This is a genomic window from Salmonella sp. 741265055_HSA (genome assembly GCF_046569525.1).
GTDB classification, from domain to species: domain Bacteria; phylum Pseudomonadota; class Gammaproteobacteria; order Enterobacterales; family Enterobacteriaceae; genus Salmonella; species Salmonella enterica.
The window spans coordinates 24,110-38,651 of record NZ_JBKFSQ010000040.1; the positions used below are offsets into that span (position 1 = coordinate 24,110).

The window sequence follows — 14,542 nt, forward strand, 5'->3', positions numbered from 1 at the left end:
AAATGAAAAAAGCGCTTCTGGTGGTCAGTTTTGGCACCAGCTATCACGACACCTGTGAAAAAAACATTGTGGCGTGCGAACGTGATCTGGCGGCGTCCTGTCCCGATCGCGACCTCTTTCGCGCCTTCACTTCCGGAATGATCATTCGCAAGCTTCGCCAGCGTGACGGTATCGACATCGATACGCCATTACAGGCTTTGCAAAAGCTTGCCGCACAGGGATATCAGGACGTGGCGATTCAGTCGTTGCACATTATTAACGGCGACGAATATGAAAAAATTGTCCGTGAAGTACAACTCTTGCGTCCGTTATTCACTCGCCTGACGCTGGGCGTGCCGCTGCTGAGCAGCCATAACGATTATGTGCAGCTAATGCAGGCGTTGCGACAACAGATGCCATCGCTCAGACAAACGGAGAAAGTCGTTTTTATGGGTCACGGCGCCAGCCATCACGCATTCGCTGCTTATGCCTGTCTCGATCATATGATGACCGCGCAGCGCTTTCCGGCGCGCGTCGGCGCCGTAGAAAGCTACCCGGAGGTCGACATCCTGATCGACAGCCTGCGTGACGAAGGCGTCACCGGCGTACATTTGATGCCATTAATGCTGGTGGCGGGCGATCACGCCATTAATGATATGGCTTCAGACGACGGCGACTCATGGAAAATGCGCTTTAACGCGGCGGGTATTCCGGCGACGCCGTGGCTGAGCGGGCTGGGAGAAAACCCGGCTATCCGGGCGATGTTTGTCGCGCATTTGCACCAGGCGCTGAACATGGCGGTAGAGGAGGCGGCATGAACGGTAAATTATACGCATTAAGTACCGGGCCAGGCGCACCCGACCTGATAACCGTCCGCGCAGCGCGGATTCTTGGCTCGCTGGACATTCTGTATGCGCCCGCCGGTCGTAAGGGGGGCGATAGTCTGGCGCTGTCGATTGTGCGCGACTATCTCGGCGAGCAGACGGAAGTACGTTGTTGCCATTTCCCTATGAGCGCTGACGGCGCCGAGAAAGAAGCGGTCTGGAACGAGGTTGCCGCCGCGCTTACCGCAGAGGTGGAAGCGGGTAAACAGGTCGGTTTTATTACCCTGGGCGATGCGATGCTATTCAGTACCTGGATTTTTTTACTCCAGCGAATCGGCTGCCCGGAGTGGCTGGAGATTGTCCCCGGCGTCACGTCCTTCGCCGCGATAGCCGCCCGCGCGAAAATGCCGCTCGCCATAGAACGGCAATCGCTGGCGGTTATTTCTTGTACCGCGCCGGAAGCGGAAATAGCCCAGGCGCTACAACAGCATGATAGCCTGGTGTTGATGAAAGTGTATGGCCGGTTCGCCCGTATTAAAGCGTTGCTGGCGCAGGCTGGCCTGCTGGAATGCGCCTTAATGATGTCCGAGGCCACACTGCCCGGCGAGCAGTGCTGGCGCCATCTCCACGAGGTCAACGATGATCGACCGTTGCCCTATTTTTCGACCATTCTGGTCAATAAACAGTGGGAGTATGCAGAATGAAACTTGAACAGCAGCTTCGACAGTTGTCTTTCAGTGGACTGGCTGCAGCGCTATTGCTGATGGTTGTCCCGCAACAGGCGTTTGCGATGCATATCATGGAGGGCTTTTTACCGCCAGTGTGGGCGCTGGCCTGGTGGCTACTGTTTTTACCCTGCTTGTGGTATGGGCTGGTGCGCTTACGGCGTATTGTGCAGGAGGATAATCATCAGAAGGTACTGCTGGCGCTGTGCGGCGCGTTTATTTTTGTCCTGTCCGCGCTCAAAATTCCGTCGGTAACGGGGAGTTGTTCACATCCGACCGGCGTTGGTCTGGCGGTTATTTTGTTCGGGCCCGGGGTAGTGGCGATTCTCGGCGCGGTTGTGCTGTTGTTTCAGGCGCTATTGTTGGCGCACGGCGGCCTGACGACGCTTGGCGCAAATGGAATGTCGATGGCGGTGATTGGCCCGATTGTCGGTTATCTGGTGTGGAAAATGGCCTGCTGTGCCGGACTGCGCCGCGATGTCGCCGTTTTTTTGTGCGCGATGCTGGCGGATTTGGCGACCTATTTTGTGACTTCAGTCCAGCTTGGCGTTGCGTTTCCCGATCCCCATGCCGGAGCGACAGGGTCTGTTGTGAAGTTTATGGGGATTTTCTGCCTCACACAGATTCCTGTCGCCATTGCCGAAGGTTTATTAACCGTCATGATTTATGACCAGTTAACTAAACGGCAAGTGATTACCGTACAAGGACATTAAAATGAAAAAAACGTTGATGTTGTTAGCGATGGTGGTGGCGCTGGTGATTCTGCCGTTTTTTATTAACCACGGCGGTGAATATGGCGGTTCAGACGGCGAAGCGGAAAGCCAGATTCAGGCTATTGCGCCGCAGTATAAACCCTGGTTTCAGCCGTTATATGAACCCGCCAGCGGTGAAATTGAAAGCCTGCTGTTTACCCTTCAGGGCTCTCTTGGCGCGGCGGTGATTTTTTATATCCTGGGGTATTGCAAAGGTAAACAACGCCGTGATGACCGGGCTTGATCGACTCAGCTATCAAAGCCGCTGGGCACACGTTGCGCCGCAGCGCAAGTTTTTGCTGTGGCTGGCGATGATGATACTGGCGTTTGTTCTGCCGCCTGTAGGGCAGGGCATTGAGCTGCTGATCATTGCCGGATTGAGCTGTTGGCTATTGCGCATATCCCTCTGGCGCTGGTGTCGATGGATGGCGATACCTTTTGGATTTTTGTTGGTCGGCGTGATAACGATTATCTTCAGCATCAGCCGCGAGCCGCAAATGCTGCTGGCTGGCATCTCTGTCGGGCCGTACTGGATCGGGATTACCCATGCGGGCGTGGTTACGGCGAATGAAACGTTCTGGCGTAGCCTGACGGCGCTATCCGCGACGTTGTGGCTGGTGATGAACCTACCGTTTCCGCAGTTAATTAGCTTGCTTAAGCGCGCGCATATTCCACGCCTGCTTACCGAGCAAATCCTGTTAACGTGGCGCTTTCTCTTTATTTTTCTGGATGAGGCGGTGGCAATTCGTCGCGCGCAAACGCTGCGTTTTGGTTATTGCAGCCTGCCGAACGGCTATCGATCTCTGGCGATGCTGGCTGGACTCCTGTTTACGCGAGTGTTAATGCGTTATCAGCAAATGACCACCACGCTGGATATCAAACTGTATCAGGGTGATTTTCACCTGTAAGGACTATTATGCTTGCCACTTCAGACCTGTGGTTTCGTTATCAGGATGAGCCGGTACTTAAAGGGTTAAATCTGGATTTTTCGCTTTCGCCTGTTACCGGTTTGGTGGGTGCGAACGGCTGTGGGAAGTCTACGCTTTTTATGAACCTGAGCGGCCTGTTGCGTCCGCAAAAAGGGGCCGTGTTGTGGCAGGGAAAACCGCTGGATTACAGCAAGCGCGGACTACTGGCGCTGCGCCAGCAAGTCGCGACGGTTTTTCAGGACCCCGAACAGCAGATTTTTTATACTGATATCGATAGCGACATTGCGTTTAGTTTACGTAATTTGGGGGTGCCGGAAGCGGAAATCACGCGCCGCGTCGACGAGGCGCTAACGCTGGTTGACGCCCAACATTTTCGCCATCAGCCCATTCAGTGTTTGAGCCATGGACAAAAAAAACGTGTGGCTATCGCCGGAGCGCTGGTGCTACAGGCGCGCTATCTATTGCTGGATGAACCCACTGCTGGTCTCGATCCCGCAGGGCGCACTCAGATGATTGCTATCATCAGGCGGATTGTGGCGCAGGGAAATCATGTCATTATCTCCAGCCATGATATCGATCTTATTTATGAAATTAGCGATGCCGTATACGTGTTACGCCAGGGCCAGATCCTGACGCATGGCGCGCCTGGCGAGGTTTTCGCGTGTACGGAAGCGATGGAACACGCGGGGCTAACCCAGCCCTGGCTGGTCAAACTTCATACTCAACTGGGACTGCCGCTGTGTAAAACAGAAACGGAGTTTTTTCATCGAATGCAAAAGTGCGCATTCAGGGAGGCGTCATGACGCAGGCAGTTATGTTGCAGGGGACGGCATCCGACGTCGGCAAAAGTGTGCTGGCGGCGGGTTTATGTCGCATTTTTTATCAGGATGGTCTGCGTACCGCGCCGTTTAAATCGCAAAATATGGCGCTTAATTCTGGTATTACGCCGGATGGTAAAGAAATGGGGCGGGCGCAGATTTTTCAGGCGGAAGCCGCGGGGATCACGCCAGATGTGCGTATGAATCCGGTGCTGCTCAAACCGACCAGCGATCGCCAGGCGCAGGTCGTGCTGATGGGGAAAGTGGCGACCAATATGGATGCGGTGAGTTACCATGACTATAAACCGCGTTTGCGTGAGCAAATCCTTGCGGTCTATAACAGCCTGGCGCAGGAATATGACGTTATTGTGCTGGAAGGCGCCGGAAGCCCGGCGGAAATCAATCTGCGCGATCGTGATATCGTCAATATGGGAATGGCGGAAATGGCCCAGTGTCCGGTTATTCTGGTGGCGGATATCGACCGGGGCGGCGTATTCGCCGCTATTTATGGCACGCTGGCGCTGCTGCATAAACAGGAGCGTGACAGAGTAAAGGGCGTCATTATCAACAAATTCCGCGGCGACGTGGCGCTACTCTATTCCGGTATCGAACAAATCGAATCGCTCACCGGCGTCCCGGTTCTGGGAGTGATGCCATGGCTGGATGTGGATCTGGAAGATGAAGATGGCGTCGCGCTGCAAAACGATAAATATCGCGGTAACGCCCCCCGTGATATCACTATTGCCATTGTGCAACTGCCACATATTTCTAACTTTACGGATTTTAACGCTCTGGCGGCGCAGCCGGATGTGTGCATACGCTATATTCGCCGCCCGGAAGCGTTGACTGACGTTGATCTGGTGATCCTGCCGGGCAGTAAGAATACGCTGAGCGACCTCGCCTGGCTGCGCGAAAGCGGGATGGCGGATGCGGTATTGCAGACACATCGGCAGGGCGTGCCGGTGATGGGGATTTGCGGCGGCTACCAGATGCTGGGCGACACCATTGTGGATGAGGTGGAGTCGGGGCTGGGTACGCAGCCGGGCCTGGGGCTGCTTAATACGATCACTCGCTTTGCACAGGATAAAACCACGACGCAGGTTAACGCGACAATGTCAGACGAGCTGCCCGGCTGGCTGGCTGCCGCGGCGGGGCTACCGGTACGCGGCTATGAAATCCACATGGGGGAAACGGTGCTGCAGGAAGGATGCTGTACGGCCATGACGTTACAGAAAAATGGATGCTCTGTGGCGGATGGCGCGGTCACCGCCGACGGACTGGCGTTTGGCACTTACCTTCACGGCCTGTTTGACAGCGATGCGTTTACCCGTGCGGTGGTCAATGGGTTACGGGCACGAAAAGGACTTGTGCCGTGGGAAACGACTTTTTGTTATGCGGAGCATAAAGCTCGACAATTTGATCTGTTGGCGGAAGCGATGCGGCAACATATTGATATTGATAAAATTTATACCATCATGCAGCAGTATCAGGAGCCGGTATGATGATTCTGGTGACGGGCGGGGCGCGTAGTGGTAAAAGCCGTCATGCTGAAACCTTAATTGGCGATGCGCCGCAGGTACTGTATATCGCCACCTCGCACATTCTTGATGACGAGATGGCGGCGAGAATTCAGCATCATAAAGATGGCAGGCCGGCACACTGGCGGACCGCAGAATGCTGGCGGCATCTTGATACGCTAATTACCGCGGATCTTGCCCCTGACGACGCGATTTTACTGGAATGTATTACCACCATGGTGACGAATCTGCTGTTTGCGCTGGGAGGAGAAAAAGATCCCGAACAGTGGGATTACGCGGCGATGGAGCACGCCATTGACGATGAAATTCAGAGTTTAATTGCAGCCTGCCAGCGCTGCCCGGCGAAAGTGGTACTGGTGACAAATGAGGTGGGAATGGGGATCGTCCCGGAAAACCGTCTGGCGCGCCATTTTCGTGATATTGCCGGTCGGGTCAACCAACGACTGGCGGCAGCGGCGGATGAGGTCTGGCTGGTGGTCTCAGGTATTGGAGTCAAAATTAAATGAGTAAGCTGTTTTGGGCCATGCTCGCTTTTATTAGCCGCTTGCCCGTGCCGTCACGCTGGTCGCAGGGACTGGATTTCGAGCAGTATTCGCGTGGGATCGTGATGTTTCCCTTTATCGGGTTGATTCTGGGAGGGATAAGCGGCCTGATTTTCATCCTCCTGCAACCCTGGTGCGGTATTCCGCTAGCGGCGTTGTTCTGTATTCTGGCGCTGGCGCTGCTGACCGGTGGTTTTCACCTGGATGGGCTGGCCGATACCTGCGATGGTATTTTTTCCGCGCGCCGCCGTGAGCGAATGCTGGAGATTATGCGTGATAGTCGCCTGGGAACCCATGGCGGGCTGGCGCTTATTTTCGTGCTACTGGCAAAAATTCTGGTGGTCAGTGAACTGGCGTTACGTGGAACGCCAATGTTGGCGGCGCTGGCGGCGGTCTGTGCGGCTGGGCGTGGCAGCGCCGTTTTATTGATGTACCGTCATCGCTACGCCCGTGACGAGGGGCTCGGCAATGTATTTATCGGTAAAGTCAGCGGACGGCAAACCTGCATTACTCTGGGATTGGCGGTAATCGTCGCCACGGTATTACTGCCTGGTATGCAAGGACTGGCCGCAATGGTGGTCACACTCGCGGCGATTTTCATCCTTGGCCAGTTGCTTAAACGTACGCTTGGCGGTCAAACCGGCGATACGCTAGGCGCGGCGATCGAACTTGGCGAACTGATCTTTCTGCTGGCTCTGTTATGAGCCGATTATTACGGACGAGACATCTTATGCAGACACTACACGCTTTACTCCGTGACATTCCTGCGCCGGACGCCGAGGCGATGGCGCGTGCGCAGCAACATATTGACGGCCTGCTCAAACCGCCGGGCAGCCTGGGCAGACTGGAAACCTTAGCCGTTCAGCTCGCGGGAATGCCGGGTCTTAACGGTACGCCGCAGGTAGGTGAAAAGGCGGTGCTGGTGATGTGCGCCGACCATGGCGTCTGGGATGAAGGCGTAGCGGTTTCGCCCAAAATCGTGACGGCGATTCAGGCGGCGAATATGACGCGGGGAACAACCGGCGTATGCGTGCTTGCCGCTCAGGCCGGTGCGAAGGTGCATGTCATTGATGTTGGTATTGATGCTGAACCTATTCCTGGCGTAGTTAATATGCGCGTCGCGCGCGGCTGCGGAAATATTGCCGTTGGCCCGGCGATGAGTCGCTCGCAGGCTGAGGCGCTTTTGCTGGAGGTTTCCCGCTACACCTGCGACCTGGCGCAACGCGGCGTGACCTTATTTGGCGTAGGGGAGCTGGGAATGGCGAACACTACGCCAGCCGCCGCGATGGTCAGCGTTTTTACAGGAAGTGATGCAAAAGAGGTGGTGGGGATTGGCGCGAATCTTCCGCCTTCCCGCATCGATAATAAAGTGGACGTCGTGCGGCGGGCGATTGCGATTAATCAGCCCAATCCGCGCGATGGCATTGATGTGTTGTCGAAGGTGGGTGGTTTCGATCTGGTCGGGATGACCGGCGTGATGCTTGGCGCGGCAAGGTGTGGCTTACCCGTATTGCTGGATGGCTTTCTTTCCTACTCGGCAGCGCTGGCGGCCTGTCAGATTGCGCCTGCGGTGAGACCTTATCTGATCCCGTCGCACTTTTCGGCGGAAAAGGGTGCCCGCATCGCGCTCGCGCATTTGTCTATGGAACCCTATTTGCATATGGCGATGCGGTTAGGTGAAGGAAGCGGCGCGGCGCTGGCGATGCCGATCGTGGAAGCCGCGTGCGCCATGTTCCACAATATGGGAGAGTTAGCGGCCAGTAATATTGTCCTGCCGGAGGGGAACGCAAACGCAACATAACCCGGGCGCACGACACCAGCCATGTGAGAAAAAAGCTATACTTAACGCACACCTGCCGCGACAAAGGAAGGGATATAATGCGTCGTATCACACCTTTTTTTCCGTTTTTCGTCTTGTTGGTAAGCCATTTCTCGCTGGCTATAAGCTATCCGTTGCCGCCCGAAGGCAGTCGTCTGGTAGGACAGCCTGTCATAATCGCCGTACCACAGAACAATACTCAGCCCTTAGAGTCATTTGCCGCCCGCTACGGTCAGGGGCTGAGTAATATGCTTGAAGCGAATCCCGGCGTGGATGTGTTTTTACCTCAGTCTGGTTCCACACTGGTGGTGCCGCAGCAGTTGATTCTGCCTGACACCGTTCGTGAAGGTATTGTGGTAAACGTCGCCGAGATGCGCCTTTATTATTATCCCGCAGGCACGAATACGGTTGAGGTGCTACCTATTGGTATTGGTCAGGCTGGCCGTGAAACGCCGCGCAACTGGGTAACTGCGGTTGAACGCAAACAAGATGGCCCGGTTTGGGTGCCAACGGCTAATACGCGTCGGGAATATGCTAAAGAGGGAAAAACGCTGCCCGCGATGGTGCCTGCGGGGCCGGATAACCCTATGGGGCTATACGCAATATATATCGGCAGGTTATATGCCATCCATGGCACTAACGCTAATTTTGGCATTGGCCTTCGCGTCAGTCAGGGCTGTATCCGTTTACGCAATGACGATATTAAATATTTATTCGGCCATGTTCCTGTAGGAACCCGCGTTCAGATTATCGACAGGCCCGTTAAATTTTCGGTAGAGCCGGATGGCAGTCGTTGGCTGGAGGTACACGAACCGCTTTCTCGCAACCGTGCTGAATTTGAGTCAGACAAAAAAGTTCCATTGCCCGTTACGCCAGCGCTGCGCACGTTTATCAAAGGGGATGGCGTTGATACTTCGCGGGTTAATGAGGTGCTGGAGCGCCGTTCCGGAATGCCGGTCAACATTAGCGCGGGCAGGTCTGGCCTTTAAATATCCTGCCACATTGCTGGTTTTCATGGGCTGGAGTATCTGTATTAGTAGTGAGTGTCATGGCAGGGGCTCCATTTTCTCAACGAACCGTGAGGCCCCCGATTAAGTCCCCAAAAACTATGGGTGTCAAAAAACCCGGCAAACCTTATCAGGTCAACCGGGTAAAGATAAGTTCTTGTTTTTTAAACGTCTCCGGACTCACCAGGATGTCCCGAAACTAAAATCTGGCTCCTCTGACTGGACTCGAACCAGTGACATACGGATTAACAGTCCGCCGTTCTACCGACTGAACTACAGAGGAATCGTGTGGGGTCGTATATTAGCGGCGGAAAATTTTTTGTCAAACCCCATTTAACCCCTTACAGATTCGATTGCGGGTTATCTCATCACTTTGTTGCATTTGCAGACATTTTTTCTGCAAAAAGCTTTGCAGCCTTACGATTTCTCGCTCATTATTGAAATGTGGTTTCAACTCTCTTCTTTAAGGTCCATTTTGAACGTCTCCACTGCCTTACGCCAGGTTGTTGTCCGTACGCCCTGGTATGCCAAACGCAAGAGTTACAAGGTGTTGTTCTGGCGTGAAATCACCCCACTTGCTATCCCCATTTTTCTGGAAAATACCTGTGTTTTGCTAATGGGCGTGCTCAGTACTTTTCTCGTCAGTTGGCTGGGCAAGGAAGCAATGGCGGGCGTGGGGCTTGCCGACAGTTTTAATATGGTAATTATGGCTTTTTTTGCGGCTATCGATCTTGGTACTACGGTGGTGGTCGCCTTTAGCCTGGGCAAGCGCGACAGGCGACGGGCAAGGGCGGCGGCGCGCCAGTCGCTGGTGATTATGACGCTATTTGCCGTTGTGTTGGCAGTGGTCATTCATTATTTCGGCAGTGAAATTATTAATATTGTCGCAGGCGAGGCGACGCCAGAAGTAAAGGGGCTGGCGTTAACGTACCTTGAACTGACGGTGCTGAGTTATCCGGCTGCGGCAATTGCGCTAATCGGTAGCGGCGCGCTGCGTGGGGCAGGGAATACGAAAATCCCGTTGATGATTAACGGCGGGATGAACATTCTCAATATTATCATCAGCAGCATCCTGATTTACGGGGCTTTCTCCTGGCAAGGGCTGGGTTTTGCCGGCGCGGGGCTGGGGTTAACCATTTCGCGCTACATCGGCGCGGTAGCGATTATTTGGGTGCTGATGATTGGTTTTAATCCGGCGCTGCGCATTCCGCTGAAAAGCTATCTGAAGCCGCTGAATTTCGGCATTATCTGGGAAGTGATGGGTATTGGTATTCCGGCGAGCATTGAGTCAGTGCTGTTCAACGGTGGCAAGCTACTGACACAAATGTTTGTCGCCGGAATGGGCACTAACGTTATTGCGGGTAACTTTATTGCCTTTTCCGTGGCGGCGCTTATCAACCTGCCGGGTAACGCCCTTGGTTCGGCGTCGACTATTATCACCGGTAAGCGTCTTGGTACCGGGCAAATTGGTCAGGCAGAGCGTCAACTGCGCCATGTATTCTGGATGTCAACTATCGTACTTACGGCAATTGCCTGGGGGACAGCGCCGTTCGCGGGTCTGTTTGCCTCATTTTATACCCAGGAGCAGGACGTAAAAGAGGTAGTGAAAGTTCTGCTCTGGCTTAATGCCGCCTTTATGCCAATTTGGGCGGCCGCGTGGGTGTTGCCGTCGGGTTTTAAAGGCGCGCGCGATGTGCGATTTGCGATGTGGGTATCAATGCTGGGGATGTGGGGCTGTCGCGTTGTGGCAGGGTATACGCTTGGTATTGTGCTGGGTATGGGGGTTGTAGGGGTTTGGCTGGGGATGTTTCTTGACTGGACCGTGCGCGGCGCACTGTTTTACTGGCGTCTGATAAACGGGCGCTGGCTGTGGAGGTACCCGCGCGTAAAGAGGGAATAAGCGATTTTTGCTGTGAAAATCATCAGGAAACGGTGAATTTTAACCGAAGTGTGGAATAAAACAGCAAACGAACTTTTTTTGTGAAAACAGGCTTTGACAAGCCAGGGGCACCTCGTTAATATTCGCCCCGTTCACACGATTCCTCTGTAGTTCAGTCGGTAGAACGGCGGACTGTTAATCCGTATGTCACTGGTTCGAGTCCAGTCAGAGGAGCCAAATTTTAGTTTCGGGATGTCCTGGCGAGTCCGGAGACGTTTAAAAAAAAACAAGAACTTATCTTTACCCGGTTGGCCTGAGAAGGTTTGCCGGGTTTTTTGATATCCATAGTTTTTTGAGGGCTTAATCGGGGGCCTCACGGTTCGTTGAGAAAATGGAGCCCCCTCCTATGGCATTAACCGATACCGCTATTCGCAAGATTAAACCCTTATCAGTATGCTGACATATAGATGTGTTCGGTTCAAACGGAGCGATCACACAAGCTTGTCAGATGATGCCCCTGGTGGGAATCGCGACTGTCTCTTTCATCTGATTTCAGATATTTCCCGTGATCTTGAACCGTTCTTTCCCAAAAGATTGATTTCTTTCATTCGAAACAAGGCTGTACAATAAGTAAACCAAAATAGCAACTATAGAGTTTCTAATGGATACAGTAGAAGAACTAAATGGAACATACTTCTATGCAGGAAAATCCAATCTGACTGCTGCCGAACTTCTGTTTATGATTTTTTGTGAGAATACCGCAAGCCAGTTTTGGATTGGTGGTGCAGATTTCGGGGCCGTTGTTGCTCTGGTATCAGGTCGTAATAATCTCTGGACAAGGGCGAAACCCGCTGGAGCGACTAAAGGCACATCATACGCGTCCAGGACTGCACGTGCAGTGTTTAAAAAGTCAAAATTTCCCTTTGGAATATCCCTTCCGACATGGTTAGTCGGTTACACCCCGTGGACAGCCAGACGTGTTATGGTTCGTAACATTGCGCCGTTTGTTGGACGTTCCATTCCTTTGATCGGGGAAATTATCCTTGCCGCAGATGTGTCACAAATAACATATCGCACTATACGCGACTACAATACCATTGCTCGGGGCAATGATAAGTTATGGTAGACAATATTGAACAGCAAGTTTACGAGCTTGTACGGCCTTATGCTGGCACATATCTGTTCAATATTAAGCAAGTGGGATTAACACCAGAGACTGACCTCGATACTGATCTGAGCATTGATGAACTTGAAGCCGAAGATCTCATGAATAAATTCTTCGAGAAACTCAATGTCGAGCGAGGTAACTTCAGAATAGAAACCTATTTTCCTAATCACCCTTTTTCATGGCATCCGTTCAAGAAAACGGAGCCTGTACCCGTCCCAGATTTCACTATCAGCATGCTGATCGAGTCAGCAAAAGCCGGGAAGTGGTTATATGACTAATTGTAATGAACTTAACAAATGGCTGTACCAGTACCCTTCTTTTTGAGCGATGATGGTGGCCTAAGATAGTTCTCTTTTCTTTTTAAAGGGTTCATGTTTACTGCTGCCGGCCTTACGCTAACCCCTTTAGTTTCTTCCTTTGCTGTCATACTATCGAATGACGTGCCTCACCTGTGAACGCTAAGGAGAATAATATGGAAAATAAAGGCACAAACCTGACGCCCGAGCAGGCGCTGGATCGCCTGGAGGAGCTGTACGAGCAGTCGGTTAACGCGCTCCGTGAAGCCATCGCTGACTATGTTGATAACGGTACGCTGCCCGATCCCCACGCCAGGCTTAACGGACTGTTTGTTTATCCTTCGCTGTCTGTAAGCTGGGATGGCGCGACACCGAATCCGCCTAAAACACGCGCTTTTGGACGCTTTACTCATCCCGGCTGTTATACCACTACCGTTACGCGGCCTGCGCTATTTCGCGCTTATCTTCTGGAACAGCTTAACCTCGTTTACCATGATTATGGCGCGCATATCGCGGTGGAAGCCTCGCACCATGAGATCCCGTATCCTTACGTGATCGACGGCTCAGCTCTGACGCTGGATCGTTCTATGAGCGCCGGGCTAACGCGCCATTTTCCTACCACAGAACTGGCGCAGATTGGCGATGAGACGGCAGACGGTCTGTTCCACCCCGGCGAATGCTATCCGTTATCGCACTTCGACGCGCGTCGTGTTGACTTCTCGTTGGCCCGGTTACGGCACTATACCGGTACGCCGGTTGAACATTTTCAGCCCTTCGTTTTGTTTACCAACTACACCCGCTATGTTGATGAGTTTGTGCGCTGGGGATGCAGCCAAATTCTTGATCCTGACAGCCCCTATATTGCGCTTTCCTGTGCTGGCGGAATTTGGATCACGGCAGAAACGGAAGCGCCGGAAGAGGCTATTTCCGATCTGGCATGGAAGAAACATCAGATGCCCGCCTGGCACCTGGTAACGGCAGATGGGCAGGGGATTACGCTGGTAAATATCGGTGTCGGCCCTTCAAATGCTAAAACGATTTGCGACCATTTGGCCGTGTTGCGGCCTGATGTCTGGCTTATGATTGGGCACTGTGGAGGGTTACGAGAAAGTCAGGCGATTGGTGACTATGTGCTGGCCCATGCCTACTTACGCGATGATCATGTGCTGGATGCCGTTCTGCCGCCTGATATTCCTATTCCAAGCATTGCGGAAGTACAGCGTGCGCTGTACGACGCTACCAAAGCGGTTAGCGGAATGCCCGGCGAAGAGGTGAAACAGCGACTGCGCACGGGAACGGTCGTCACCACGGATGACCGTAACTGGGAGCTTCGTTATTCCGCATCGGCGTTGCGATTCAATCTTAGCCGCGCGGTTGCGATTGATATGGAGAGCGCGACGATTGCAGCCCAGGGCTATCGCTTTCGTGTGCCTTACGGCACGTTGCTTTGTGTTTCTGACAAACCTTTACACGGTGAAATTAAACTGCCCGGGCAGGCAAACCGGTTTTATGAGGGGGCTATTTCAGAACATTTGCAAATTGGCATTCGTGCTATTGATTTGCTACGCGCAGAAGGTGATCGTTTGCACTCACGTAAATTACGCACGTTTAATGAGCCACCGTTTCGCTAACGAAATGAGCTGTCGTCTGCTGTTGGACAGGAGCGGAAGAGGCGTATTTATGTGATATAGAAAGTGGCACAATAAGGCTTCATCACCATCGCCGGAGACCTGTCGCCGATAATCGCGTCTACGCCAGGAAACGCGCCGGAAGGCGAAAACATTGCGCCACACTTAACGCTCCTTGAGCGCCTGACCCACAAGCTCGGATTAACAAGCAGATACCGACCGTGAGAATCGATCAGCTTAAAGGGGTTATCAGAAGGCTTGATACTGAGGATTTTCGCGTTGGACAGGGATATAGGGTGGTCACGCCATTATCGAACTGAAATGACCCCAAATCAGACCACCAATTTCGCCGGATGCGTAGGGAAAATCAGATACGCATCGGGAAAGATTTTCACGCTAACTTATTGAAGTCTAAGTTAATAAGGACTTATAAGCACGCCTGAAAACAGAAATTTGGCTCCTCTGACTGGACTCGAACTTCATCTGTAGCTCCTGCTATTAGTGGCTTTCAAAAAATGGTGTCTATTTTTACCAGCATATTTACCATCATTTTTATTTTTTAAATTGAAAATGTCAATTAAAAACAATTAGTTGTTGTCATGATTATCTTACTATGAACGTTTTAAATTATTTTTATT

15 protein-coding genes, 2 tRNA genes and 1 pseudogene are annotated in these 14,542 nt (G+C 52.8%); 16 read left to right on the forward strand and 2 right to left on the reverse strand.

The window, feature by feature from the left end; all coding sequences use genetic code 11:
* Positions 1 to 2 precede the first annotated feature (2 nt).
* The 11 genes from cbiK (at position 3) to ldtA (ending at position 8,915) form a co-directional block, all read left to right on the forward strand.
* Positions 3 to 797, forward strand: a complete 795-nt coding sequence (gene cbiK / locus ACLD4K_RS18555) for a sirohydrochlorin cobaltochelatase (protein ID WP_000709784.1) — start codon at positions 3 to 5, stop codon at positions 795 to 797.
* The gene (locus tag ACLD4K_RS18560; protein WP_001013552.1) at positions 794 to 1,507 is read left to right on the forward strand and encodes a cobalt-factor II C(20)-methyltransferase; all 714 of its coding nucleotides are present in this window, start codon (positions 794 to 796) and stop codon (positions 1,505 to 1,507) included. The genes cbiK and ACLD4K_RS18560 overlap by 4 nt, the downstream gene beginning before the upstream one ends.
* Positions 1,504 to 2,241, forward strand: a complete 738-nt coding sequence (gene cbiM / locus ACLD4K_RS18565) for a cobalt ECF transporter S component CbiM (RefSeq protein WP_411012309.1) — start codon at positions 1,504 to 1,506, stop codon at positions 2,239 to 2,241. The genes ACLD4K_RS18560 and cbiM overlap by 4 nt, the downstream gene beginning before the upstream one ends.
* A 1-nt stretch (position 2,242) precedes the next feature.
* Positions 2,243 to 2,524, forward strand: coding sequence for an energy-coupling factor ABC transporter substrate-binding protein (locus ACLD4K_RS18570; RefSeq protein ID WP_000753212.1), 282 nt, complete (start codon positions 2,243 to 2,245; stop codon positions 2,522 to 2,524).
* Positions 2,511 to 3,188 carry an energy-coupling factor ABC transporter transmembrane protein gene (locus tag ACLD4K_RS18575; protein ID WP_411012316.1) on the forward strand — a complete coding sequence of 226 codons (678 nt, stop codon included), beginning with the start codon at positions 2,511 to 2,513 and terminating at the stop codon, positions 3,186 to 3,188. The genes ACLD4K_RS18570 and ACLD4K_RS18575 overlap by 14 nt, the downstream gene beginning before the upstream one ends.
* An 8-nt stretch (positions 3,189 to 3,196) precedes the next feature.
* Positions 3,197 to 4,012 (forward strand): energy-coupling factor ABC transporter ATP-binding protein, encoded by an 816-nt coding sequence (locus ACLD4K_RS18580; protein WP_045901214.1) that lies wholly within the window; start codon positions 3,197 to 3,199, stop codon positions 4,010 to 4,012.
* Positions 4,009 to 5,529, forward strand: coding sequence for a cobyric acid synthase (locus tag ACLD4K_RS18585; RefSeq protein WP_411012310.1), 1,521 nt, complete (start codon positions 4,009 to 4,011; stop codon positions 5,527 to 5,529). Before ACLD4K_RS18580 ends, ACLD4K_RS18585 begins: the two co-directional genes overlap by 4 nt.
* On the forward strand, positions 5,526 to 6,071 hold the full coding sequence (cobU, locus tag ACLD4K_RS18590; protein WP_411012311.1) for a bifunctional adenosylcobinamide kinase/adenosylcobinamide-phosphate guanylyltransferase: 546 nt from the start codon (positions 5,526 to 5,528) through the stop codon (positions 6,069 to 6,071). The genes ACLD4K_RS18585 and cobU overlap by 4 nt, the downstream gene beginning before the upstream one ends.
* Positions 6,068 to 6,811, forward strand: coding sequence for an adenosylcobinamide-GDP ribazoletransferase (gene cobS / locus ACLD4K_RS18595; protein ID WP_411012312.1), 744 nt, complete (start codon positions 6,068 to 6,070; stop codon positions 6,809 to 6,811). Before cobU ends, cobS begins: the two co-directional genes overlap by 4 nt.
* Before the next feature lie 26 nt (positions 6,812 to 6,837).
* Complete coding sequence (gene cobT, locus ACLD4K_RS18600; RefSeq protein ID WP_001649922.1) at positions 6,838 to 7,908, forward strand: nicotinate-nucleotide--dimethylbenzimidazole phosphoribosyltransferase; 1,071 nt, start codon at positions 6,838 to 6,840, stop codon at positions 7,906 to 7,908.
* A 77-nt stretch (positions 7,909 to 7,985) separates the two neighbouring features.
* Positions 7,986 to 8,915 carry a L,D-transpeptidase gene (ldtA, locus tag ACLD4K_RS18605; protein ID WP_076726793.1) on the forward strand — a complete coding sequence of 310 codons (930 nt, stop codon included), beginning with the start codon at positions 7,986 to 7,988 and terminating at the stop codon, positions 8,913 to 8,915.
* A 225-nt stretch (positions 8,916 to 9,140) separates the two neighbouring features.
* Here ldtA and ACLD4K_RS18610 read toward each other — a convergent pair.
* A tRNA-Asn gene (locus ACLD4K_RS18610) sits at positions 9,141 to 9,216 on the reverse strand.
* A gap of 159 nt (positions 9,217 to 9,375) precedes the next feature.
* Between ACLD4K_RS18610 and ACLD4K_RS18615 the strand changes: the two genes are divergently transcribed.
* From ACLD4K_RS18615 to ACLD4K_RS18630, 4 genes are all read left to right on the forward strand, one after another.
* Positions 9,376 to 10,833, forward strand: coding sequence for an EmmdR/YeeO family multidrug/toxin efflux MATE transporter (locus tag ACLD4K_RS18615; protein WP_411012317.1), 1,458 nt, complete (start codon positions 9,376 to 9,378; stop codon positions 10,831 to 10,833).
* A gap of 140 nt (positions 10,834 to 10,973) precedes the next feature.
* Positions 10,974 to 11,049, forward strand: a tRNA-Asn gene (locus ACLD4K_RS18620).
* A gap of 424 nt (positions 11,050 to 11,473) precedes the next feature.
* Positions 11,474 to 11,938, forward strand: coding sequence for an STM2901 family protein (locus ACLD4K_RS18625; RefSeq protein ID WP_411012313.1), 465 nt, complete (start codon positions 11,474 to 11,476; stop codon positions 11,936 to 11,938).
* Positions 11,932 to 12,258, forward strand: a complete 327-nt coding sequence (locus ACLD4K_RS18630) for a DUF1493 family protein (protein WP_411012314.1) — start codon at positions 11,932 to 11,934, stop codon at positions 12,256 to 12,258. The genes ACLD4K_RS18625 and ACLD4K_RS18630 overlap by 7 nt, the downstream gene beginning before the upstream one ends.
* On the opposite strand, the pseudogene ACLD4K_RS18635 reads toward ACLD4K_RS18630, so the two are convergent.
* Positions 12,247 to 12,407 (reverse strand): annotated as a pseudogene (locus tag ACLD4K_RS18635) (cytoplasmic protein). The gene ACLD4K_RS18630 and the pseudogene ACLD4K_RS18635 overlap by 12 nt on opposite strands.
* Positions 12,408 to 12,452: 45 nt before the next feature.
* Here ACLD4K_RS18635 and ACLD4K_RS18640 point away from each other — a divergent pair.
* Complete coding sequence (locus ACLD4K_RS18640) at positions 12,453 to 13,907, forward strand: AMP nucleosidase (protein ID WP_183059237.1); 1,455 nt, start codon at positions 12,453 to 12,455, stop codon at positions 13,905 to 13,907.
* Positions 13,908 to 14,542 lie beyond the last annotated feature (635 nt).